This is a genomic window from Roseateles sp. GW821-FHT09H11 (genome assembly GCF_059415845.1).
The window spans coordinates 1-22,538 of the sequence record NZ_JBWKOA010000006.1 but is presented as its reverse complement, the minus strand read 5'-3'; the positions used below and the strand labels follow the sequence as shown (position 1 = coordinate 22,538).

Here is a 22,538-nt window from a genome sequence, read left to right as displayed (position 1 = left end):
CCATAACGCTACACCGTTCTGGTGGCCAATGTGGCCATCACCGGACGACCGCGGACAGAACCCTCGCCGCGGCCGAGAAGGCAATACTGAGTTCGCAAGGAAATAGACACCGGGCCACCTGCGAGGGGTGGAGCCCACTGTGGCCAATACCGTTGTTGTTATCGACCCGCTGCTGCGCTGCGCACAGGTCCTGAAAGTGTTCCCCGTCAGCAAGTCCGCTTGGTATCAGGGCGTCAAGGAAGGTCGGTACCCGCAGGGCAAGCGAATCGGCCCGAAGGCTGTTGCCTGGCTCTCTAGCGAGATCAAGGCGCTCATCGACGCTGCGCCGCGCACGCACGAAGGCGACGACTGACCTGTAGCTTATCGAACGCCGGCCTGCGGCAGCGCGCCCAAGCCGCGGAGCGGGGCGCTACACCTGAGGGTCGTCACTTCGCCTCCGCGGGACCTCGCAGCGAGCCACACCGACGTTGCTCCGTGTCGGCCTAGCCAACCTCCGGCTGGGCCTGCATGGAAGCGTCTCCACCCATAAAGAACACGCCCCAGGGCTACCCTTCCAGCATGAAGTTTCAAGTGATTCAAGGCGGTCTCGCGACCGTCCCCGGGCAAGCCGCAACGCATCGCGCGGAAGTCCTCAACCAAGCCCACCAACCTGGTCAAAAAGAGGCTGACCGGCTCCGCGCGGCGATTCTTGAGCTGCCTCTGCCCGAGGCGGGAATCAATGTCCGGCAGGCGCTCGACGAGGTGTGCAGGCGGCTGCACGACGAAGACATGGAGAGCATTGAGCGGGGGTCGTTCTTGTCCGCGGTGATGGAGAGTCTTGGCCTTCGATTTCAGCTCAGCAACCCGGAACTGAAGTTGGTCCGAGAGGGCTTCCTGACGCTCGTCTGGCCCAAGCGGCTCCTCGCGGCGTACCCCGAAACAGCTCCTCTGTACCCCCTTGCGCACCCGTTCCTCATGGTTGGATGAGGCCCCGGCCTGCGGCACCGCATCCAGGGCGGAGGCAGCGGACGCTACTCCAGGGACTGCGACTTCTCGCCTCCGCGGGCCGCTCGCTGGCGGCCCATTGCATCAACGGCGCCGAGTCGGTCTATCCGTGGTCGGGCTAGACCGCGCTCATGCGCGGATCACCACGGGCGGGAGCGTGCTGCCTCGGGGTGCATCGCTGCCCTGAGCGAGCACGAAGCTGCGCGAGGGGGCGCCGCACTGGGCGCAGGCGAACATCCGCTCCAGCGCATCGGGCGCGACGTCACGCTTCGCTTCAGCGCGAGAAATCGAGCGGTGCACGCGCCCGCAGGCAGGGCACTTAACGTCCAGTCCGGCGGGCAAAAGGTGTGCTGGCAGCTGATCCATCCAACCATCGTAATGCACGCCTTCCTCGCATTGGAGCTCATCCTCGGCTGGGCTGGGTCCTATGCGTTGACAGTGCTTCTTTGCGCAGATTGATCCGAACCTGGCACCCCTCGCGTCGGAGAAGCTCACCGATTTCCCTGGGGTAATTTCAAGGGTCGGCGCGGTGCCGAGAAGCGGGTCGAGGGCCACCGCGTGGCGTTCAAGCTGCGCAGGCAGGCGACGAGCGGTTGAACCTCTTCGCCAGCACCAAGAACAACACCTCGCCATCGAGGGGCAGCGCTTCGCCTGCACAGCCCCTAGACGGGCTTGCCGGGCCTGCATGGGGCCGCGCCCATGGGGACGGACGCTGCGCTGCGCCTGCGGGCTTGTAGCACCTCCCAAGCGGGCCTGTGCCGCGCCGGAGGGGGTTGTTTCAACCGGCTTATCCGGAATCACGGGTGTGGAGTTGCGGAGGAGGGCGTTGGGTGCGCCTGCGGGATGGTGGGCTGAGCCCCGAGGAGGGGAAGGCTGTGGAGGCGTAGGGTGGTGTGGCTCGCCGACGTTAGAGAAGAGTCATGCGACATCCTCGTGCTCGCCGACTTCATAAGAGTGGCGTCGGCCGCCAGCGGCACCCTGCGGTGGCTGACCTCTCGGAGTGGGCCAGCGGGAGCTATACGGGATGTGAGCGGCACTCTCGCTGCAAACATCAACAAGGACACACCGTATGGAACTCATCACCAAGCTGAAAAACAAGCTGCGCATTCGCTTCGGCAATCCGTCGCCTGCAGAGCTCGCCATGATGTCGATGCCGACTGCCAAGGAGATTCGCGAAGCCGAGTGCATCGCCGATCACCCGTTCGCCCACCCCGACGTTATCGGAACACGCGGTCCGACCACGCAGTCGGACGAAGACCACCAGATGTCCAGCTTCATCCAGTTCCCACGTCTCGGACAAGTCATCCAACGCGAAGGCGAGGTCGGCACAAGCTACCAGCTGTGGTACGTCCGCACGATGGAGCTCTGGGCGGAGCGCAAAGCGGAGCACCACCGACAAGCCCTCTTGGACATGTCTGCGGATTCCGAAGAGCAGCTTAGGGCACACCAGTACCGTGTTGACCTGATCGACTTCTGGGATGGTGACCGCATGCGCAAAGCCAAGCGCGTCGCGGCGAGTTGGAGGAAGTACCTGCCCGCCTTCAGCAAGGCGTATCCGCAAGAGGCCATCTCTGCCTAACCTCGAAGCCGCCGCACCCTCTCGCGGTGGCTCTTCTATATCCGCAGCCCACCAAGCAGGGCGATTACCCGAAGGTAATCGGTCGCGAGCTACACAGTGGGCGCAACTCACCATCCGGTAGCTCATCTCGGCCAGCTGCTGCACGGTACTCCGCGCCAGCACTTGGCTCGATCCCTTGAATGCCGCCATGTGCGCAAGTGGGGCATCGACGCCTGACAGTCTGCGGCCAACTTCCTCACCCAGGTCTTCATCCGCAGCCGACCAAGCAGCGCGATTACCCCAGGGTAATCGGGCGCAACCTGCACGATGGATGCAACGCACCGCCCAGCGGCTCATCTCTGCCAGCGGCTGCACGACACTCCGCGCCAGCACTTCGCTCGATCCCGTGAATGTCGCCATGCGCGCAAGTGTGGGCATCGGCGCCCGGCAGCCAGCGGCCAACTTCCTCACCCAGATCTTCATCCGCAGCCCACCAGGCAGCGCGATTACCCCAGGGTAATCGGTCGCGAGCTACACGGTGGGTGCGACGCGCCATCCAACAGCGCATTTCCACCAGCGGCTGTACGGCGCTCCGTGCCAGCACTTGGCTCGATCCCATTTCGGTAGTCAGAGCCGCATACAACGCGGCAGTACGCAGCAGACATCGATACTGCAACGCGTGGGCGGACGATGGCGATGTGTGCGGGCTGACGCGTAGGATCAACGGCGGCGAGACCGGCCTGCGCGAGCAGGCTGCGCTGACGGCGAAGGCGTTGCAAGCGCTGCTCGGATAGCCGGTAGATGGCCCGCGTGCAGGCCGATGGATGGTTCGCAGAGTACGACGCGGCCGTCGACGTCGTGCGTCGAACCGAGCAGGCCGGAGCCGCTGTCGAAATCGTCGACGATGCAGAACGCCTCGCCGGCGTGATGTTCTGCGAGCCAGCTGTCGATGGCATTCAGGCGCTTGCCACCGGGCGTACGCGTCGCCTGCCACCAGAGGTGCAGCGCGGCGCTTACCCTGGGGTAACCGCCAGCGGTGAAAAGGCGTTGGAAGCCAGCGAGGTCGAGAAAGCGGGTCCAGTTGCTCGTGATTACTACGCGCGCGCCTTCGTCGACCAGCGTGGACATCACCTGCAGCGCAGGCGGATGCAGCAGCCGCTGACAGATGTCTTTGGTCAGATCGGGTGAATGCTTGTTGAAGTCCGGCGTGCGCTGGAGAACGAGTACGTCGTCGACATCGGTGAAGAGGATGCTCGACTCGTTCATAGTCGCATGTCGTCGATGCTGACGTACCCGCGCCCAGGCGCAGGCTTGAACATGCCGGCGAGATCAGTCAGGTTCGTCAAGTGCCGCTGGGCGCGATCCACGACAGTTTCGGTCGACCTATCAGGGGCCGGCGGTTGGTCAGCCGCCACCCAGGGCATCAACTCGATGCTCACTTCTAGCTGCTCCACCACCAGCTCGTAGACGTGCAAGCTCAGGGCGGTGTCGCCAACCAGCACCCGGGCCATGTTCGCCCTGGACACGCACGCTCGCCTAGCCAGCGTCGAGGCGTCCCACTGAGAAGCGCGCAGGGCTTGTCGGAGCTGCTTTCCAAGGTGCTTGTTGCGGCGCGTCATGCGTCCATCCTAGCGGTCTCCGACGTGCTCTGCAGCGACTTGGCACAGTGCAAGTTCTTGCTTGTACGTCGTCGGCTAACGTCGCATGACTACTGCGTTCGCGCCGATCCGGGCGCCCCTCGGGTTCGGCCGTGACATGGGTGTCGACCACATCCTTGAGCTGCTCAAGTTCGAGTGGTAACGCGCGTGGTATCCAGCCCGCCGCGTGCGGGCTATTCTTTATGGTGCGCCTCCGCAGCTATACGGGTTGCAGGCACGTTGCCCTGCACCTTCGGAGGAAACACCATGAACATGTACAGCTACGTATGCGGTGCGCGTCAAGCGCTCGAACAGCAAGTCGCCAGGAACACCTCGCCGAAGACGCCTGACCAAACAGCCGAGCAACTGTCAGCCATCCGGAGGGTCGCGCTGACTGCCGGCCGGCCGGTGCCACCACGCAGACCAACTCAGGACTGACCGCACTCTGAAGCCCGCCTAGCGCGGGCTTTCTTCATGGTGCTCGCAGCGACTGTTATAGGCGGCATCTTTCTCGACTGCGGCAAGCGCGTAGCGACCCAGCAGTAGGCTCAACACCGGGCAGGTGGGTCGAAGCGGATGTGAACGTTGGTTCGCGCGAGATTGAGCCGCGGGACGTCGGCTCCTGGTCAGCGTCCGACCAGCTCACCAGACGGAAGCCAGCCTCCTCCGAGATGAGCTGAGAGCAGTTCGTCAGCATCGTCCTCGCTGACCTGCCTGGAGGCCTCAAGGCGCTCAGCAAGCGCTGTAACGGCGCCCCAAACTTCCGGACGTGCCAGGAGCCGATTGCAGTGAAGCTCAGCGCGTGCGACTGCACGGTGAGCTACTAATGAGTCCGCGTCGACCTCGAAGTACGTTGCTGCGTACTCGAAGGCCCGCAGGTAGTCGGAGGAGGTCCAAGGCCGGTACCGCCGAGGCGGTGTGCAACTGGCGAAGCGCCACTCCGCCGCGTACCCCGCAACCTTCACAGCGATGCTCATCTTGTTAGCCGCGTCGAACATGCGCAAGAACCCGCGTGGAGTGCAACTGCGCGGCATCACGATTTGCCCACGAACATGGGCGTGACCATTTCCCTCGCGGTCGATCAGGAGCCCAGGATGGCGGACTGACTGTCCCATCATCCACCCGATGACGGCGTGGCCGGCCTCGTGGTGGGCACCCAGTTGAACCTGGGAGCAGGCTTGAAGGCGCCTCTCGGCGTGGGCGATGCGATCTTCGATGGTCATCTGCAGCTTCTGCGGCGCTTTGCGACGGCTTCATGGTGGACCTCGGTATAGGGTTCTTGAACGGAGTTCACGGCTAAAAATTGCACCGGCCTACTCGCCGCGCTGTCGGATTGCCTTCTGAGATCGACAAGAAACGCTGGGCGAACACCGCCTTGGGTGGGGAAAACGTGCCCGTTTCCCATGCCTCGTCCTGTAGAATTTGTAACAGTTCAAACTCAAAAGAGCCTCAATGGCCAGAGAGGTGAAATGGCCGGCCGGCCACCGGCGGCGCTTTGAACCGAAGGTTAGAGGAAGCCTTCGGTCGCACACGGAAAATGCCGTTAGGCCTTTCCGGGAAGTGGCACGCGCATGACGAACATGACGGTCCACGATGCCCCGTCACTGAGCCGATTCCTGAGGACGGCCGTGGTGGCGGGCGTCGAGAGCGCCGTTCAAGTCCACATCGACCGCGGCGACGACCTCAACGCTCGCGACGACAAGGGGCAAACGCCCCTCATGCTGTCCGCGGCCCGCAACAAGGTCGCCATTTGCAAGCTGCTGCTTGCCGCCGGCGCCGACGCTGGCCTCCTCGATCCTTCGGGGCTCGACGCTCTTGGCATCGCCCATGCGGCGGGCGCGCTCGACGCGGCTTCGGCCATAGAGGCTGCGTGCATGCCGGATTCCGGCCGATCCGCGGACCTGGCCGCCGGGCACGTTGCGCAAGCTGCCAATGATTCTTCTGGCGCCGACCTCCGTACCATCGAGCCAGAAGACCCTCTCGTTCCGCGTCCGACACCGGAAACCGCTGCGCCCGAGATCGCGCTCGTCGCCATTGACGATTGCGAGGAGTTCGATCTGGGCTCGTGGGAAGTCGAAGAGGATCAGGCGCCGCCCGCGGACGATCCCACGCTTGCGGCGGCCGCTGTCGAAATCCATGCCGCGATCACCGACCACCAACCCATCGACACCTCCGCCGACTGGGACGACTTCGAGGCCTTGCTGCCGGAGCGCGCCACGCCGCTGCCGCGCGCCGACGACGCCGAAGCCCGTGAGCGGCTGCGCTTGGTGCTGCTTCGCGCCATTCGCGAAGGCAGCGTCCCGCACTCGGCCATTGAGGACTTGACCCGGCGCGACGACGGCGAGCCCGACCCGGACGCCGGCGCGCTGTTGGGCATGGTCGTCAACGACCTTGGCGCCGAGACCGACGAGCGGTTCGAGTATTCGACGCCCCACGAGAGCTTTGAGGTGTTCGTCGCGCCCGACGAGCAGCCTGGCGAGGAGGACGCGGTCGCCGCCGCCATGGCGTTCTTGGACGAGCTGGCCGCGCGGCGCAACGAGCCGTTACGCCTCTACCAGCGGGAGCTCCAACGCGAGGCGCTGCTCACCGCCGAGGCCGAAGTGGCCCTGGGCCAAGCTATGGAGCGCGGCATCGAGAAGGCGCTCGACGCGCTGGCCGTTTGGCCTACCGGCGTCGGCGCCACGCTGGAGGCGGCGCGCTTGGTCGCCAAGGGAGCCAAGGCCCTGCGCTCGATGTCCTCAGGCCCGCAAGACGAGCCTCGAGAGACAGAAGCTGAGGCCGAGCCCAGTGCCGAAATGGACGCCAGCGCGGTAGACGCTGAGTTGGAGCCTGTCGCTACCGACGGCGAGCCCGCAAATCCCGAGGACGAGGCCGATTCGCAGTTTGGCCCCGACGCCGAGACCTCCACCGACGAGCTCGAGGAATTCTGCGCTACCGCAGAGCTCCTCTCCGGAATGCCCGTCGGCACGAGCCGGAACGCGCCCGAGTGGGAAAGATGCCGTGGCGTGCTGGCTTCCATGGGGCTGACTCGTGGATTTCTGATGGAGTTGGCCGACGCTGGGCTTACAGGCGAGCCCGATTCAGCCGCCACGTTCAGGCTGGCGATGGGCGACTATCGGCGCGCGCGCGGCCGCATGGTCGTCGCCAACTTGAAGCTCGTCTACTCCATCGCCAAGAAATACCTTTTCAGCAGCATCCCGCTCGACGACCTGCTGCAGGAGGGGAACATCGGCCTCATCAAGGCCGTGGACCGGTACGAATGGCGCAGGGGCTTCAAGTTCTCGACTTATGCAACCTGGTGGATTCGCCAGCAGGTCGGGCGATTCGTCGCCGACAAAGGTAAGACCATCCGCATTCCTGTCCACGTCTACGAGAAGACCCAGCGCATCGCAATGGCAGCTAGAGCCTTTGAGCTCAGGCACGGCCACGCTCCGACGTTCGAAGAGATCGCAGCCCAAGTGGATTTGCCCGTGCGCAAGGTTGAGGCTTTGTCCCGCCTGGGCTTGCAACCGCTGTCCCTCGACGACTTGCCCGATATCGACGGACTCATCGCCGTCCACGCCAAGGACGAATTCGCCGACCGCGATCCGATGGAATGCGTCGAAGACATCCAATTGAGCGAATCCATCGACAACTTCCTGAGCACGCTGAATCTCAAAGAGGAGAACGTTGTGCGCATGCGCTACGGCATAGGCATCCAGGACTCGATGACCCTCGAGGAGATCGGCGCGCTGCTCGACGTGACGCGCGAGCGCATCCGGCAAATCGAGGCCAAGGCCCTGCGGCGGCTGCGTCACCCCGCTCGGCTCGAGCGGTTCTTGGCCGAGTTGGGCCGGGCGCGCGATCCATCGCCGCGCCCCGAGGCTTCCAGTGGCCCGGACGACGAGACCAATAGCGACGCTGCTCCAGTAGCGCAGAAAGCAGTCGTGCCCAAGGCTCGGCCATCGGCGACCGCGTTGACTCGCCCGCAGCGGCGGACGAGCGCGGAGCCGACGGCGCTCGACAAGGTGCTCGACCAAGCCCGCGAGGCCGGCATCGTCGTCGAGGACTCCCTCGAAGGCGACGCACGCCGGCTATGGGTCCACATCACGAACACCCCGGACAACCGCTCCCGCAGAATTGTGCGCAAGCTGATCGAGCTCGGGTTTGAGTTCTGGCCAGGGAGCGGCTATTGGCGATGAAGCCCAAGACAAGAAGCGCGCCTCCGCGTGCTATGGCGATGCTCGAGTCCCTCAGGGGCCTGGGCTACTCGACCGGCGCGGCCTTGGCCGACATCATCGACAACAGCGTCTCCGCCAGCGCCACGGAGGTCCGCGTCGATTTCGCCTGGGACGGCAAGAACAGCCGCGTTGCGATCCTCGACAACGGGCGCGGGATGGACGATGCCGAGCTCGAAAGCGCGATGCGGCTCGGCGACAAGAATCCGCTCGACGCGCGCTCGGCCAGCGACCTTGGCCGCTTCGGCATGGGGCTCAAGACAGCCTCCTTCTCGCAGTGCCGCCGACTCACCGTCGCCACCGTCAAGTGCGGCGCCACGAGCTGCCTGCGCTGGGACCTCGACGAACTCGCGGCGGACCCTGACGGCGGCTGGCTTCTGTTCGAGGGACCGGCCCAAGGCTCCAAACCATTCATGGCGGCTCTGAAGGGCAAGAAGGCAGGAACTCTAGTGCTGTGGGAGTCGATGGACCGCATCGTCACCGCCGGCTACGGGTCGGACGATTTCCACGATCTCATGGATACGGTCGAATCCCATTTGGCGATGGTCTTCCACCGCCTGCTTCAAGGGCCCCGCGCCAAGCTCAAACTTCTGCTCAATGGCCGCGCTGTGGCGCCGTGGGACCCCTTCATGTCGGGACATCCCGCGAAGCCTTGGTCGTCGCCGCCGAGCAACCACCCTACAGACTACGGAACGGTCACTGTGCAGGCGCACGTCCTGCCGCACCGCGACAAGCTGACGGCCAAGGAGTTCGAGGACAACGCCGGGCCTGCCGGCTGGACCGCCCAGCAAGGCTTCTATGTCTACCGCAACGAGCGTCTGCTGGTGGCGGGCGGCTGGCTGGGCCTGGGTGGCTCGCGGGCGTGGAGCCGGGAGGAGACCCACCGCCTGGCGCGCATCCGCCTGGATATTCCCAACACCGCTGACGCCGACTGGAAGATCGACGTTCGCAAATCGACGGCCCGGCCGCCAGTGTCGCTGCGCCCCTGGCTGACGCTGCTGGCCGAGAACACCCGAGAGCGCGCGCGGCGCGTGTTCGCCTACCGCGGCACGCCCGCGCCTGCGAAAGGCAACGTGCCCATCGAGCAGGCTTGGCGCGTGGAGCGAGTCAAGGCCGGCATGCGCTACCGGATCGACGAGGCGCATCCGTCCGTCTCAGCCGTCCTGGAGAGTGCGGGCGCGCTCGCGCCGCTGGTCAAGTCGATGCTGCGCGTGATCGAAGAAACCGTGCCCGTGCAGCGCATCTGGCTCGACACGGCCGAGAACAAGGAGACGCCGCGCACGGGCTTCGAGGGCGAGCCAAACGCGGCCGTGGTCGAGGTCGCCAGTGTGCTCTTCGACGACTTGGTCGAGCGCAAGGGCCTGAGCGTTGAAGAGGCGCGCAAGTCGATGGCGCGCACCGAGCCGTTCCAGAAATATCCAGCGCTTGTCGCGAAACTTGGGAGCAATAAATGACCGCAGCAGAAGAGGCCGCAGCGCAAGCGCAGTTGCTTGAAGATGTTATCGCTACCGCGCAGCGGCTGGTGAAGGCGGAAAAGGACTCCTCCAAGATCACGCCGGCCTACATCGCCGAGAAGGTGAAGCTGGCCGCCGCGATGTTCGCCAGCGATCCGCCCGTCCCGCTCGACGAAGCCAAGGCAATCTCCACGCTGATTCAGCGGTTCAGCCACCGCATGGGCAAGGCCACCACGCTTAAAGACGACGCCGGCCACATTGACTGGCTCAACGCCGCCCGCAAGAAGGACTGGCACTACTGGCGGCGCTACCGTGACTATCAGGAGTCGAAGCTCTCGGACGTGGTGGTCGATGGCCTAGACGAATCCACCAGCGACATCCTGGGCCTCCTCGAAGACCCGTTGCGGGCCGACCCTTGGGATCGGCGCGGCTTGGTCGTCGGGCATGTTCAGTCGGGCAAGACCAGCAACTACACGGGCCTTATCAACAAGGCCGCCGACGCCGGCTACAAGATCATCATCGTGCTCGCGGGCCTGCACAACAACCTGCGCTCGCAGACCCAGATTCGCCTCGAGGAAGGCTTCTTGGGCTATGAGACGACGCAAGGCGGCGACCCCGGAGCGTCCATCGGCGTGGCCGCGTTCGGCGAAGACCTCAAGACCAACTCGGCGACGACGCGTGCGGAGAACGGGGATTTCAGCAAAGCCATCGCTAAGCACTTCAACGGCATCTCACCCGAGGAGCGGCCCTGGGTGTTCGTGGTCAAGAAGCAAAAGACCGTCCTGACTGAGCTGCTCAAGTGGATCCAGAAGCGGGTGGCCGACACGTCCCACCCGCTCTCCTACTCGCTCCCTCTCCAGCACCCGATCCCGGATGGCAAGGACTGGAGGCTCGTGACCAAGCTGCCGCTGCTGGTGATCGACGACGAGGCGGACAACGCGTCGGTGGACACGGGCGAGCAGCTTTTTAACGAGGACGGCACGCCCGACGAGGAGCACTCGCCCAAGACCATCAACAGCCTCATCCGCCGGGTCCTGCACTCGTTCAGCCGCAAGGCCTATGTCGGCTACACGGCCACGCCATTCGCCAACATCTACATCCACCACAAGGGCGCGACCATCGCCGAAGGCCCGGACCTCTTCCCCAAGGCCTTCATCATCAACCTGGCGGCGCCGTCGAACTACGTCGGCCCCGCCCGCATGTTCGGCAAGCTGACCAAGGAGGGCCGCGTCGGCGCGCTGCCCCTCTCGCGCAGCATCCTCGACCACTACGACCCTGAGGCCGAGGCCGGATGGATGCCGCCCAAGCACAAGAAGACGCACGTCCCGGTCCACAACGGCCAGGAGACGATTCCCCAGTCCCTGCGCGAGGCGATCCATTCGTTCATCCTGGCCTGCGCGGTTCGCGAGCTGCGGGGCCAAGGGCTCGAGCACAGCTCCATGCTGATCCACGTTACCCGCTACGTCGCGGTGCAGGACCATGTGCGCGCGCAGGTCGAGGAGGCCGTGCGCCGGATGCGCCAGAAGATCACCCGCGGCAGCGACAATGACGAGCTGCTCGCTCAGATGCGCCAGCTCTGGGACGAGGACTTCGTCCCGACCCGCGACAATGTCGCCGAGCTCTCGACGCCCGAGGAGCTGCCGCCCCCGATGCCCTCCTGGGACGACGTGCTCACCAAGCTGCCTGACGTGCTTGACGACATCGACGTGCGCTCGATCAATGGCACCGCCAAGGACGCGCTCGACTACGCCACGCCTGGCGCCGCCCTCAAGGTCATCGCGGTCGGCGGCGACAAGCTGGCGCGGGGCCTGACGCTCGAAGGCCTCTGCACCAGCTACTTCGTCCGCACGACGAAGATGTATGACACGCTGATGCAGATGGGCCGCTGGTTCGGCTACCGGCCCGGATACCTGGACCTCTGCCGGCTCTACACGTCGCCGGACTTGGTCAAGTGGTTCGGCCACATCGCCGACGCCTCCGAGGAGCTGCGCGAAGAGTTCGACTTCATGGCCAAGGCCAAGCTCACACCCGAGCAATACGGCCTCAAGGTCATGTCGCACGAGACGCTTACGGTCACGTCCCCCTTGAAGATGCGCAACGCGCAGACGCTGTCGCTGACCTACAGCGGCACACGTCCCCAAACCATCCTCTTCCACCGCAACGCGGCTATCCAACAGGCGAACCTCGACGCGACCGGCGCGCTGGTCGCGTCCCTGGGGACGACGTACGTGGACGCGCCGAAATACCAACGCGACACTGAGGCCGACTCTTGGCCCAACGCGCGCCTCTGGGAGGACGCGGACGCGTCCCATGTTCTCGCTTTCCTCTCCGCCTACGCGACCCATCCGAACGCCACCACCGCCAAGGCCGCGGTGATCTCCGACTTCATAGCCAAGATGCTCGACATCGGCAAGCTGAAGAAGTGGAGCGTCGCCCTGCTCTCCGGCGGCGATGGCATCGGCGAGCCCTACGCCTTCCCCAATGGCTTTGAGACCAAGTCGCTGCAAACGCGCAAGATCGACGACGCGCCGGGCGCGAAGGACGCGGGCGTGTTCGCCATCGGAGTTCTGATCGACCCGAAGGACGAGGGCATCGACCTCGACGACGACGCGTGGCGCGACGCGCTCGCCCGCACCCGCGCGGCGTGGAAGCCCGACCCTGCGCGGGGCCGCGTCAACCTGCCGACGAGCCCGAGCGGCAAGGGCATCCGCGAGGCGCGCGACCGGCTCGGCGGCGACGCCGACCGCGGCTTGCTGCTGCTCTACACGCTGAGTCCCTACAAGGGCAAGGTCGAGTCCCCCGAGAGCCTCATCGTGCCCGGCTGGGACAAGCCCATCATGGCCTTCGCCATCGCCTTCCCGTCGGCCGAGCACGGCATCCGCGTCGAATACGAAGTAAACCTCCTCTACTGGATGCAGGAATATGGCCCGTCCGAGTAACGAATTTCTCATGGCTTGGTCGTCGCTCACCAGCGCCGACGCCGAGCCTGGTTGGCAGGCCATCGCCCTGCCCACCGCCGGGCCGCTGCCGCTGCGGGCTGGGCGGCGCTCGCCAGACAACGCCGAGGCGGTTCTGGTGTGCTTTCCCAGCGCGAAGCTCGCCGCTGCCGACAAGCTGCCCGAGGGCCAGGGCTTTGCCGTCGAGCGCGCGGACCCCGACGGCAGCGGCAAGCTCTGGCTCGCGCTGACGCGCAAGTCGGCCGGTAGCGCGGAGCTCTTCGCGTCGATGGCGTGCGATGTCGTGGGCTCTCTGGACGACTCGGTCGCGGCCGGCTCCGACGAAGGCAAGCTCCTGCGCGTCTTCATCGGCCGCGTCGGCGCCTGGCAGGAGTTCATGCGCAAGGGGAGCCAGGCCCTGAGCCCCGAGGCCGAGGTCGGTCTCATTGGCGAGCTCGCGCTGCTCCGGGCCATCATCGAGGCGGGCGTGGTTCCCGTCACGGCCATCGAGTCGTGGGTGGGGCCGCTCGACGGCATCCAGGACTTCGAGATTGGCGCGGGCGCCTTGGAGGTCAAGGCCACGCTGTCGGCGGCGGGATTCCCCGCGCGGATCGGGTCGCTCGAGCAGCTCGACGACTCCACGCGCCAACCCCTCTTTGTGGCCGGCGCGCGCCTTCGGCAATCGGAGGGTGGACAGAACCTGCCGGGCATCGTCGAGGCCATGCGGCAGACGATCAAGGGCGATGGAGAGGCTGAGCGGCTGCTGTCCGAGCGCCTGCTCGCGGCCGGCTACATCGACTCCCATGCCGACCGGTATTTGAGGAAGTTCGAGCAGGCCGGCACGCGCGTCGTGGAGGTCGGGGCCAACTTCCCCCGCATGACCGCGGGCTCGGTGCCTGCGGGCATCCTGAAGGCCATGTATGAAATCGACCTCGACAAGGCGCCGGGCGACAACGTCGGCGCCGTGGGCGCATTGAAGAAGCTGGGAGCGATCTAAGAATGAACTTGCCTGAATTCCTGCGCGAGACGCAGGCCGCCGTCCGCTCGCAGATGCGAGACGGCGCGCTGTATGAGGAGCTGGTGTTCTCCGGCATCGTGATGGACCACATGTCGGACATCGGCATGACGTTCGAGCCGGTCGAGTGCCACTTCGAAGGCAAGGTCGGCAACGCCAACCTGCGCCTAAGCGGCTACTCGCTGTCCGAGGAGAGCGACCAGCTCGACTTGTTCGTGAGCCTCTACGCCAACGTCGATGTCCCGACGCCCGTGCCGGACTTGGAGACCAAGACCGCCGTCGAGCAATGCCTGCGCTTTTTGACACTGTGCGCCGAGGGCAAGATGGCGCCCAAGCTCGACCCGTCAAGCGACGTGCTCTCGCTGGCCGAGACGCTGCAGGCCATCTACGACGACTTGGAGCAAATCCGTGTCTACGTCATCACCGACCGCGTCGCCAAGTCCAAGAGCTTCAAGACCCGCGACATCGGCGGCAAGGCCGTGCGCCTGGAAGTGATGGACATCGAGCGGCTGCACCGCCACTGGTCCGAGGGCAAGCCACGCGATGAGCTGGTGGTCGATTTCACGGAAGTCTCGGGCGCGCCCCTGCCTTGCGTCTTCGTGCCGGGCGAGAGCGACGACTACGACTACGCCCTCACGGCGATCCCGGCCGAGGCGCTGCGCCTGCTCTATGAAAAGTTCGGAGCTCGCCTACTCGAAGCCAACGTGCGGTCGTTCCTGAGCGTCAAGGGCAAGGGTGTCAACGCCGGCATCCAAAACACGCTGCGCTCGGCTCCCGAGCGCTTCATGGCCTACAACAACGGCATCGTCATCGTGGCCGACGAGATGCGCCTGGGCAAGCCTGGCGACGGCTTGGCCGGCATCGCCTGGCTCAAGGGCCTTCAAATCGTCAACGGTGGACAAACCACCGCGTCGATCTACTTCGCCAAGAAGAAATATCCCGACACCGACCTCAGCCGTGTGCGGGTGCCGGCCAAGATCATCGTCATGCGCGCCCAGGATTCGGCCAAGGAAGAGGCTCTCGTCTCCGACATCTCGCGCTTCGCCAACAGCCAGAACGCCGTGCGGCAATCGGACCTGTCGGCCAACAAGCCCTTCCACGTCGAGATCGAGAAGCTCTCTCGCTCGGTCTACTGCCCTGACGGCGTCGGCCAATGGTTCTATGAGCGCGCCTCGGGCAGCTACAACACGCTGCTCGCCCGCGAGGGCACCACTCCGGCCAAGCTCAAAGCCTTGAAGGAGGCGATCCCGACAGCCCGTCGCGTCACCAAGACCGACCTGGCCAAATACATCACCGCTTGGGACAAGAAGCCCGACATCGTCAGCCTCGGCTCGCAGAAGAATTTCGACAAATTCATGGCAGGCCTGACGCCGGCCGACGGCCAAGAGGCTCCGCTTCCGACCGTTGCCGACTTCAAGGCCATGATCGCCAAGGCGAAGATTTACCGTGACGCGCAGAAGCTCTTGCGGCCGATGTTCCAGGCCTTCCAGGCCAACGTGACCGCCTACACGGTGTCGCTCGTTGCCGAGAAGCTCGGCGACCGTATCGACCTCGAGCGCATCTGGGCCAGGCAGGCGGCATCCCCCGAGCTACTCGCACAAATAGCGGTGTGGGCAAAGGAGGTCAACGATGTGCTGCACTCGTCGTCCGGCGGCAAGATGGTGTCTGAATGGGCCAAGCGGCCCGAGTGCAAGGAGGCCGTGATGGGCGCGAGCTATTCCGCCCCGGCCACCAACATCCCCGAGGTGAAATAGGCCAGCAGAACTCTGGGCACAGCTCATGCATGAAGCAAAGGACGCCTCGCAGCGGGCGGTGAAGTTAGAGTTGCCTAACGACGCGCATACGCTCACAGACGTCGTCACAGAGTTCTTGTTCGCTGTCTCTTCGGGTCGTGCGTTTGCTGTTGACGTCCCGCTACCCTCTGTCGGGAGTTCGAACTCGCATTTGGATCTGGCCGATGACTTTCTGGACGCGTCTCTGATCGCTGAGCGTCTGGGGGCCCATGCGACGCGAAGATCAATGGCGTGGGCGAAGGTCGAGCATTTGAATGTGATCCGGCTTGAACTTGACAGCTACGACCCGCAGGCCATGGCGCTGGAACTTGCCCAGATGGCCGTATTTGTTGACTATCCCGAGCATGAGACCGAAGGTCTACGCGCCGAGTTCGAGCAAGTCCGGGAATCGCGATACGACTACGAGGAGCGCCTGGAACAGAGCGAGCTTCTGTTCCCTGAGATCGCTGATCACTACGTCGGCAACCTGGTCATGTCGTACGGAGAGTGGGAAGACCCCGAGGCGCTGAAAGCCCATCTTCAGCGCTATCCGGAGCGACGTTACGGGTTCTTCGTCACCAAGTCGATCCACGCAGGTGGTCAGATCGTTCTTTCGTCTGATGGGGAACTGATCCTGTCGTCGGACGCACCGCTCGCCGAAGTTCTCAATAGCATGGGTTACAGCGGTGAAGCTCTGGTGCCTGCACAGATGGTAATGACGGAGCGAGAGGCCAGTTTCATTGGCGGACCAGTCGTCGTCGGTGTGCCGTCAGAGCTCGTCACCCGGGCGATTGGCTGCGGCGACGAGTTTGTGCGACGTATGCAGCCCGAGCCCGACTCCTCCGACCTCATTGCCTTCCGAGGGCGTATCGGCGTTGGCGGTGACGAGACGTCCGCCTGGGTCGGCGACTTGTCAGGATTCGCCGCGCTGCGGTGTTCGGGATTCTCCATCGTCTTCTTTAGCGACCAACAGCGTCAGACCCCGGGGCGCGCTGCTCAGGCCGAGGTGCTGCAGTGTCTGGCAACGAGCTTGCACGACGGTGGCTCGGCTAGGTCGGCGCTTGATCTTCCGTGGGAGGCTCTGGATGATGAGCTTTTCGAGCAGCTTTGCTGGGACTACCTGTACGCATCGCCGAACTTTGATCGGGATCGGCTGGAGAAGATGGGCAAGTCACGCTCGCGCGACGGCGGACGGGACATCGTGGGCTGGACGAAACGCGTCCCCCCTTTCTATCGCTCCCCCGTCAAGTGGATCTTCCAGTGCAAACATATCCGTGCTGATGATTCGCTGACGCCGAAGCACATCAAGAACATTGGTGATGTGATCGAACAATACGACGCCGGGGGCTACGGCGTGATGACCTGTGGGTATATCGATCCCACTCTTCACGACAGGGTCGATTCGATCTGCGGAAAGCGCGGCGTGGAAGTGCGCAAGGTTGATCGCTTTCAACTTCAAGCTTTCGTGTCGGCGCGCCCACATCTCTTCGACAAGTATTTCCGGGTTCGGTAGAAGCAAATGGTTGATGTTGTCTCCTTCGCCGACCGCAGCCGGATGATGGCCGGAATCAAGGGCAAGAACACCAAGCCCGAGCTAATCGTCCGCCAGATGCTCTTCGCTTCGGGCTACCGCTTCCGACTGCATCGGCGCGATCTGCCCGGCGCGCCCGACATCGTCATGCCGGGCCGCAAGGTAGCCGTGTTCGTCCACGGCTGCTTCTGGCACATGCACCAGGGATGCCGATTCGCCAAGACGCCGGCGACGCGGCCGGAGTTCTGGAAGACCAAGCTAAACGCGAATGTGGCGCGCGACCGCCGCGCCTTCGAGAAGCTGCAAGCCCTCGGCTGGCGCGTGCTGTGCGTCTGGGAATGCGCGACGCGTGACGCCGAAGCCGTCGCTGGCCTGCAAGCTACCATGAGCTCGTGGATCGAGGGCGGCGAGTCCTATGGCGAGATCAGCGCGCCGACGCGAAGTTAGCGATGACCGAGTCAGCCGCCCAAGCGCTCCGAGCTCTGGCAGATGCCCACTTGTCGGCGATCCTGCAGCGGCTGCCGAGCGACCGCCTGGGCAAGTTCATCTTGTTCATCGAGGTGGTCCGCGCGATGGACTACTGGAGCATCACCGCCTATCCAGACAGCTTGAAGAACGCGCAAACCGGGCAGTCTCTGGACCTCATGTATTGGGGATGGAACAGAGCAGTCGCAGAGCTATTTGAGCCGCTGGATCAGCCTGGCGCGTTCCCCATGATGGAGAGCACGAGGGAGTCTCGCGGGTTCGCCGCCGGCCTCATGCAAGAGTTCGGTAAGGTGTCGCTCGCGCGCCGGCTGGCCGACATGGACGAGCGCGGCATCATGGAGATAGCCCGGGACGGCGATGACTTCCGCATGCGCATGACCGAGGACGCCCGCGCGCAACTCGCTGACTTCGCAGAGTCAGGACGCCTCAAGGCTGCCGAGGCCCATTTGCCGTCGTCGAGCGCCGGCTGGACGATGGCTTCCATGCGCGATGCCATGCGCCTTCCCGACATGCCTGGCAACTATGTGGCGTTGGCCGACGCGCCGGTGAGGCGTTGGCTCCGGCCGGACATCGAGGAGCTCGTCAAGCCGCTGGTGCGGCCATGGGACACAGGCTATGGGGTGATGGTGGCGTATGACGCCCGCATCGAGGTGGACAAGCACTACATGGGCGTGGCGCTGGCGCTGGCGACGCCTTGGCGCGAGGACTCTGGCATCCATGCCGATGCAAAGCTCGGTTCCATCACCGGCGGCGACATTGCCGGTGTCGGCGCCGCGCTCATCAGCCTCCACGCCAAGCACTTCGGTTGCGTGTCGGTCGCCAAGAAGCTCTTCTCTCAGGTGTCGGTCCCGCAGAGCTTGACCATCTGGGGGCCAAGGGATGCCCTTGAAGAATCGATCTCTCTCATGAGCGGTAGGCCTGAGCCAGTGGTCCATGCCGCCTTCAATGTTTTGGCGATGACAGCGGAACAAGCCAAGAAGCTTGCCGACCACTCGACGCCCTTGATCCCCTTGCTCTTCGACCTGGGCAATGGGTTCATCTTGCGGCCGGTTTCGTGCCTCACCCGAAACCCTTTCACTGCCGCCAAGACTCAGCATCATTGGTTGGACCCTCGGACAGAGCACGCCATCGCCGCCGACCGCGAGGAGTGGATGCGCGAGCATCTCTACGGGATGTTCGGCGGCAAGCGATACATCCGCTTCCCGGGAAACCTCAAACTCCGCCGCGGCGGCGCGGTCCTCACGGACATCGACGCGATCATCTACGACAAGCAAACTGGCGACGTGGGCCTCTTCCAGTTGAAGTGGCAGGACTATTCGACCAACAACGTGCGCCAGCTCCGCAGCAAGGCCGCCAATCTCTCCGCCGAGCTGGTGGACTGGTCGGGTAAGGTCAAGTCTTGGCTCGATGAAAACGGCGTCTCGGCGCTCGACAAGTCGCTGCGATTGAAACAAAAGCGAGGCGAGGCCGCTAGGAGCGCGCTGCTCTTCGCCATTTCAAGGTCGTCGGTCCGCACGCAAGGCTACGGCGTCAAGACGGAAGCGCCCGGTCTGGCGATGGCGACGTGGCCGCAGTTTGTCCGCGTGCGCATGGAGATTGGCCCTTCTGCGTGGTCCATGCGCGATGTTCATGAGCGCCTCATCGAAGAACACGGGCGAGTTCCCAATGTCCAGCCGCTGCCGGCCGCTCTGAGCATGACCGGCTCGACGCTCCACATTCACGATTTGTGGAATCGGACTGACGACGGCGAGAGCTCGGGCGACGGCGGCGACGGATCATTCGCGCTTTAACGGGCCATCGCGTTTTCCGACCGTATGCCCATGACGCCCACCGCCGACGCTCTCGGCCTCGAATCTAGCCAATACCTCCACGCCAGCCTGGAGCCTGGGCAGATGCAGGAAGTGGTCGAGCGCAACTGCGCGGAGACGGCGCCAGGCGTCTGCCATTCGCACGACTTCTGCGACGCGAACATGGTTTTCTACGCGGTGTTCCTGCGCCACGGCATGGACTTGGCGAGTGAGGAAAGCATGGAGCGGCACGGAGCCTTGTGGGACCAGGCGTGGAACCTGGCCAAGTCGCGCGACTTTCGAATCGAGGGCTGAGGTTGCGCTCGCCGCCTACTTGCGCGGCGACGACATGAAGGCGTAGATGATCTCGGCGATCTGCTTGGCGAGAAGCGGCGGGACCGCATTGCCGATCTGTCCGTATTGCTCGGTGCGGTTCCCCTCGAAGAAGTAGTTATCGGGGAACGTCTGCAGGCGGGCGGCCTCGCGCGCCGTCAGGCTCCGGCACTGCGCGGGGTCCGGGTGGATGTAGTAGTGCCCATCCTTCTTGATGTGGGCCACGACGGTGGATGACGGATGCTTGCCCATCTGCACGCGGAAGCGGTCCTTGAACGGGATCGTCTCCTCGTCCACGTTCACATGGTCGGGCAGCAGCTTCGGCGGGAAGTTGCGCAGGTCCGGCGCGTATTTCTGGGTCGCGGCGAAGCAGGCCGCGAACATGTAGCGGTGCAGGTCCGACCGCATGTGACTGCGCGTCTCGTGTTGCAACACGCCGCCCACCTTGGGGTCCAGATACCACTCGCGCAACGCCTTGGGCATGGCCTCGCCCGGCTCTACGGCCATGGGGATGAACGTCGAGCCGTAGGTGTCTTGCTTTTCGGCCCGCTTGATGAACTTCTCCATAGCCGTCTCGATGACGCTGCGCAGCGGAATGTGCCAACCCTTGAGAGACTTGGGCGACTCGCGCACCGCCTTCATCCACGCCTCTTGCGAGTCTGGCTCCTTCGAGAGTCGGCTGCGTAGTGGCGGCAGGCCCGCTAACGCGGCGCTCACGCCCACCTTCTTTTTAAGCTTCGTCAGCAGGAAGCGCTGGGGGTTCTCAGCAAGAGCCGGAGTCGCCCGCGCCACGTCGCAGCGGATTCCAAAGAGGATGACGCGGTGGCGGCTCTGGGGGATGCCGTGGTCGTCGGCCTCGATCACATAGTCATTGGGGTCGAGCTCCTCCCCCTCGGCTTTGTGTACCACCAGCGAGCGAACCTCGTAGCTCAGGTCGGCTCTGGGCGTTTTGAGATCGGCGAGGATTTGCTCAAAGATGCGCTTGCCAGAGTTGGTCGAGTTGAGCATCCCCTTGACGTTCTCCATGACGAAGACGGCCGGGGCGAACTGCTGAATGATCCGCAGGTATTCGGTGTAGAGGAAGTGCTTGGCGTCCGCCTCGAACTTCTTGGGGTCCTTGCTGCGCAGACGCGACCGCCCAGCCAGCGAGTAGGCCTGGCAAGGCGGGCCGCCGATGAGCACCCAGTCGGTTTCCTTGCCCAGGGCCTCCCGAATCCAGCCGTCCACCTCCTTAGCCGGCGTGGCGCCGAGCTCGGCGCAGCGCGCCTCTTTGGCGGCTCGCTCGGCCGCGTCCTTGATGTCGGGGTGGGCGAGGAACGCCTCGCGAGTGATCTTGCCGCGGATGTAGTCGTAGTAGGCGGCAGGGACCTTGCCCTTGGGGAACTTGCGGAAGATCGCCCGCAGCGTCAGCGTCCGGTGGGCGATGGGGTCCATCTCGACCGAGACCTTGACGGCGAAGCGCCGCGCGCCGGCCTCGTCAAAGATCGACGAAAAGCCTTCGCAAAGCCCCCCCGGCCCGGCGAACAGGTCGATCACCGGAATCTCACTGCGCCGCGACATTGTTCTTCTATTCGTTTTCAGTTCCAGGAGCCGCTGCAATGCCAGACAAGGGCGTCAAGTGCTCCTCAAAGATCGTTAGTGCGTCCCAAAGACAACCTGAGATTTTAGCCATCTCGATCAGAGGTGTGGGTCAGGACAGCCTACAACAACCATGCGTTGGCGATATCGCAGCGACTAACTGCGCCGTCGGGTAAGGGGAACCCAGGTTCCCCTCGCCGCAAGCGGCTTCACCCCTCCTGGTGTACAGCCGCATTTCGCCTACCTCTGCCATGGCCTACCCGGAGCATTTCCTCTTGCATTCCAGTTCCTTGCCGCAGCTTCGCTGCGGCGCTGGTGGGTAGGCCCCAGCCTCCCAAGGCAGCTCAGAGGCACCGGGACCGTCCTTCCAGCCACAGCGATCACTTGACCGCTCATGGCCCCGCCAGCCTCACGGGCGCGACTGCTGGCTTCGCCGGTCGCATGTGGAGAGATTGCCCATTCCCACGGTCTCCGTTCCCAACGCCCAGGCCCCGCCGTCACTACCCGACAGCCATGAACGCGGTACCCCAAAACGTGATGCTCACTCGACCAAGGCCCTTCCGACAAGGAGGTGCGGGGGTCGGCTTTTTCGCCAGGGTGCTTGCGAAGATGTAGAGCCGCGGCTCGAGTCTCAGCCAATGCCCCATTCGAGGCGCCGCAGGATGGACCGTCGCGGCTGGCTTGCAAGCTCGTACATCCAGTATAGGAGTGCCCTAGGCAATTCTCATGCGACGTGTGCATTGCGAAAACTGGCCGACAGTGCACAGTATTTACTGAGGCCAACGTGTCAACCTCTTCCGCGGGATGCTCAACAATCATTGATATGCGCTTTGCTCCAGTGCATGTAGCAGGCGCTACACGATCAAGCGCCGCGAGAAGGTGTCCATAAAGGCCTTGAGCTGTTCTCCGCCCGGTGCTAGGTGTCCGGTACCGAGCCAGTGCTCGAGCCACTCCGCTGGCACTGGCGGCGTGCCACAGTACGCCCCGTTGGGCGAGAACAGCACGCAGGTCGTCATAGGCACGCTGCCGGAGCGCTTCACGCGGTGTGGCATTCAGTCATCCTCCTCCTCGGTGGGTTCCGAGTCCTCGGAGTCCTGCGGGACGTCCTGACCATTCTCGCCATAGCCGGCATCGTCGAAAGTCGCCCGAAACAGGTCGAGCACGTTTACCGGGTGTTGATTGCCGCCGAATCCTGACCCACCGACCGCACTGATTTCCGTTCAAACCTGACCCACGTATGAACCCTAGCC

General features: G+C 64.3%; 17 protein-coding genes. 12 read left to right on the top strand and 5 right to left on the bottom strand.

What is annotated here, in order from left to right; genetic code table 11:
- Nucleotides 1–139: 139 nt before the first annotated feature.
- Nucleotides 140–352: a helix-turn-helix transcriptional regulator gene (locus tag AC07PR_RS19640; protein ID WP_495136292.1), complete on the top strand. Its 213-nt coding sequence runs from the start codon at nt 140–142 to the stop codon at nt 350–352.
- Nucleotides 353–558: 206 nt separating this feature from the next.
- Entirely contained in the window at nt 559–966 is a 408-nt protein-coding gene (locus AC07PR_RS19635) for a hypothetical protein (RefSeq protein WP_495136291.1), read from the top strand.
- 147 nt (nt 967–1,113) lie between these two features.
- Here AC07PR_RS19635 and AC07PR_RS19630 read toward each other — a convergent pair whose 3' ends face one another.
- On the bottom strand, nt 1,114–1,350 hold the full coding sequence (locus AC07PR_RS19630) for a hypothetical protein (RefSeq protein WP_495136290.1): 237 nt from the start codon (nt 1,348–1,350) through the stop codon (nt 1,114–1,116).
- 703 nt (nt 1,351–2,053) lie between these two features.
- Between AC07PR_RS19630 and AC07PR_RS19625 the strand changes: the two genes are divergently transcribed.
- On the top strand, nt 2,054–2,563 hold the full coding sequence (locus AC07PR_RS19625; RefSeq protein ID WP_495136289.1) for a hypothetical protein: 510 nt from the start codon (nt 2,054–2,056) through the stop codon (nt 2,561–2,563).
- A 699-nt stretch (nt 2,564–3,262) separates the two neighbouring features.
- On the opposite strand, the gene AC07PR_RS19620 is transcribed toward AC07PR_RS19625, so the two are convergent.
- The 3 genes from AC07PR_RS19620 to AC07PR_RS19610 form a co-directional block, all read right to left on the bottom strand.
- Nucleotides 3,263–3,808 (bottom strand): HAD domain-containing protein, encoded by a 546-nt coding sequence (locus AC07PR_RS19620; RefSeq protein WP_495136288.1) that lies wholly within the window; start codon nt 3,806–3,808, stop codon nt 3,263–3,265.
- Nucleotides 3,805–4,161: a hypothetical protein gene (locus AC07PR_RS19615; RefSeq protein ID WP_495136287.1), complete on the bottom strand. Its 357-nt coding sequence runs from the start codon at nt 4,159–4,161 to the stop codon at nt 3,805–3,807. The genes AC07PR_RS19620 and AC07PR_RS19615 overlap by 4 nt, the downstream gene beginning before the upstream one ends.
- A 644-nt stretch (nt 4,162–4,805) precedes the next feature.
- Nucleotides 4,806–5,402, bottom strand: a complete 597-nt coding sequence (locus tag AC07PR_RS19610) for a hypothetical protein (protein ID WP_495136286.1) — start codon at nt 5,400–5,402, stop codon at nt 4,806–4,808.
- Between the two features lie 348 nt (nt 5,403–5,750).
- Here AC07PR_RS19610 and AC07PR_RS19605 point away from each other — a divergent pair, with 348 nt between their 5' ends.
- Genes AC07PR_RS19605 through AC07PR_RS19565 form a run of 9 tightly spaced genes read left to right on the top strand, consistent with a single transcriptional unit; the run spans nt 5,751 to nt 19,692 of the window.
- Nucleotides 5,751–8,360, top strand: a complete 2,610-nt coding sequence (locus AC07PR_RS19605; protein ID WP_495136285.1) for an RNA polymerase sigma factor RpoD/SigA — start codon at nt 5,751–5,753, stop codon at nt 8,358–8,360.
- The gene (locus AC07PR_RS19600) at nt 8,357–9,850 is read left to right on the top strand and encodes an ATP-binding protein (RefSeq protein WP_495136284.1); all 1,494 of its coding nucleotides are present in this window, start codon (nt 8,357–8,359) and stop codon (nt 9,848–9,850) included. The genes AC07PR_RS19605 and AC07PR_RS19600 overlap by 4 nt, the downstream gene beginning before the upstream one ends.
- Nucleotides 9,847–12,789 (top strand): Z1 domain-containing protein, encoded by a 2,943-nt coding sequence (locus AC07PR_RS19595; RefSeq protein ID WP_495136283.1) that lies wholly within the window; start codon nt 9,847–9,849, stop codon nt 12,787–12,789. The genes AC07PR_RS19600 and AC07PR_RS19595 overlap by 4 nt, the downstream gene beginning before the upstream one ends.
- Before the next feature lie 10 nt (nt 12,790–12,799).
- The gene (locus AC07PR_RS19590; RefSeq protein ID WP_495136282.1) at nt 12,800–13,783 is read left to right on the top strand and encodes a PD-(D/E)XK motif protein; all 984 of its coding nucleotides are present in this window, start codon (nt 12,800–12,802) and stop codon (nt 13,781–13,783) included.
- Between the two features lie 53 nt (nt 13,784–13,836).
- The gene (locus AC07PR_RS19585) at nt 13,837–15,555 is read left to right on the top strand and encodes an AIPR family protein (protein WP_495136281.1); all 1,719 of its coding nucleotides are present in this window, start codon (nt 13,837–13,839) and stop codon (nt 15,553–15,555) included.
- Nucleotides 15,556–15,580: 25 nt separating this feature from the next.
- Nucleotides 15,581–17,086 (top strand): hypothetical protein, encoded by a 1,506-nt coding sequence (locus AC07PR_RS19580; RefSeq protein WP_495136280.1) that lies wholly within the window; start codon nt 15,581–15,583, stop codon nt 17,084–17,086.
- Between the two features lie 6 nt (nt 17,087–17,092).
- On the top strand, nt 17,093–17,551 hold the full coding sequence (locus tag AC07PR_RS19575; protein ID WP_495136279.1) for a very short patch repair endonuclease: 459 nt from the start codon (nt 17,093–17,095) through the stop codon (nt 17,549–17,551).
- Between the two features lie 2 nt (nt 17,552–17,553).
- Complete coding sequence (locus AC07PR_RS19570) at nt 17,554–19,380, top strand: hypothetical protein (protein WP_495136278.1); 1,827 nt, start codon at nt 17,554–17,556, stop codon at nt 19,378–19,380.
- A 30-nt stretch (nt 19,381–19,410) separates the two neighbouring features.
- Nucleotides 19,411–19,692, top strand: coding sequence for a hypothetical protein (locus AC07PR_RS19565; RefSeq protein ID WP_495136277.1), 282 nt, complete (start codon nt 19,411–19,413; stop codon nt 19,690–19,692).
- 15 nt (nt 19,693–19,707) lie between these two features.
- On the opposite strand, the gene AC07PR_RS19560 is transcribed toward AC07PR_RS19565, so the two are convergent.
- Nucleotides 19,708–21,246: a DNA cytosine methyltransferase gene (locus tag AC07PR_RS19560; protein ID WP_495136276.1), complete on the bottom strand. Its 1,539-nt coding sequence runs from the start codon at nt 21,244–21,246 to the stop codon at nt 19,708–19,710.
- Nucleotides 21,247–22,538 lie beyond the last annotated feature (1,292 nt).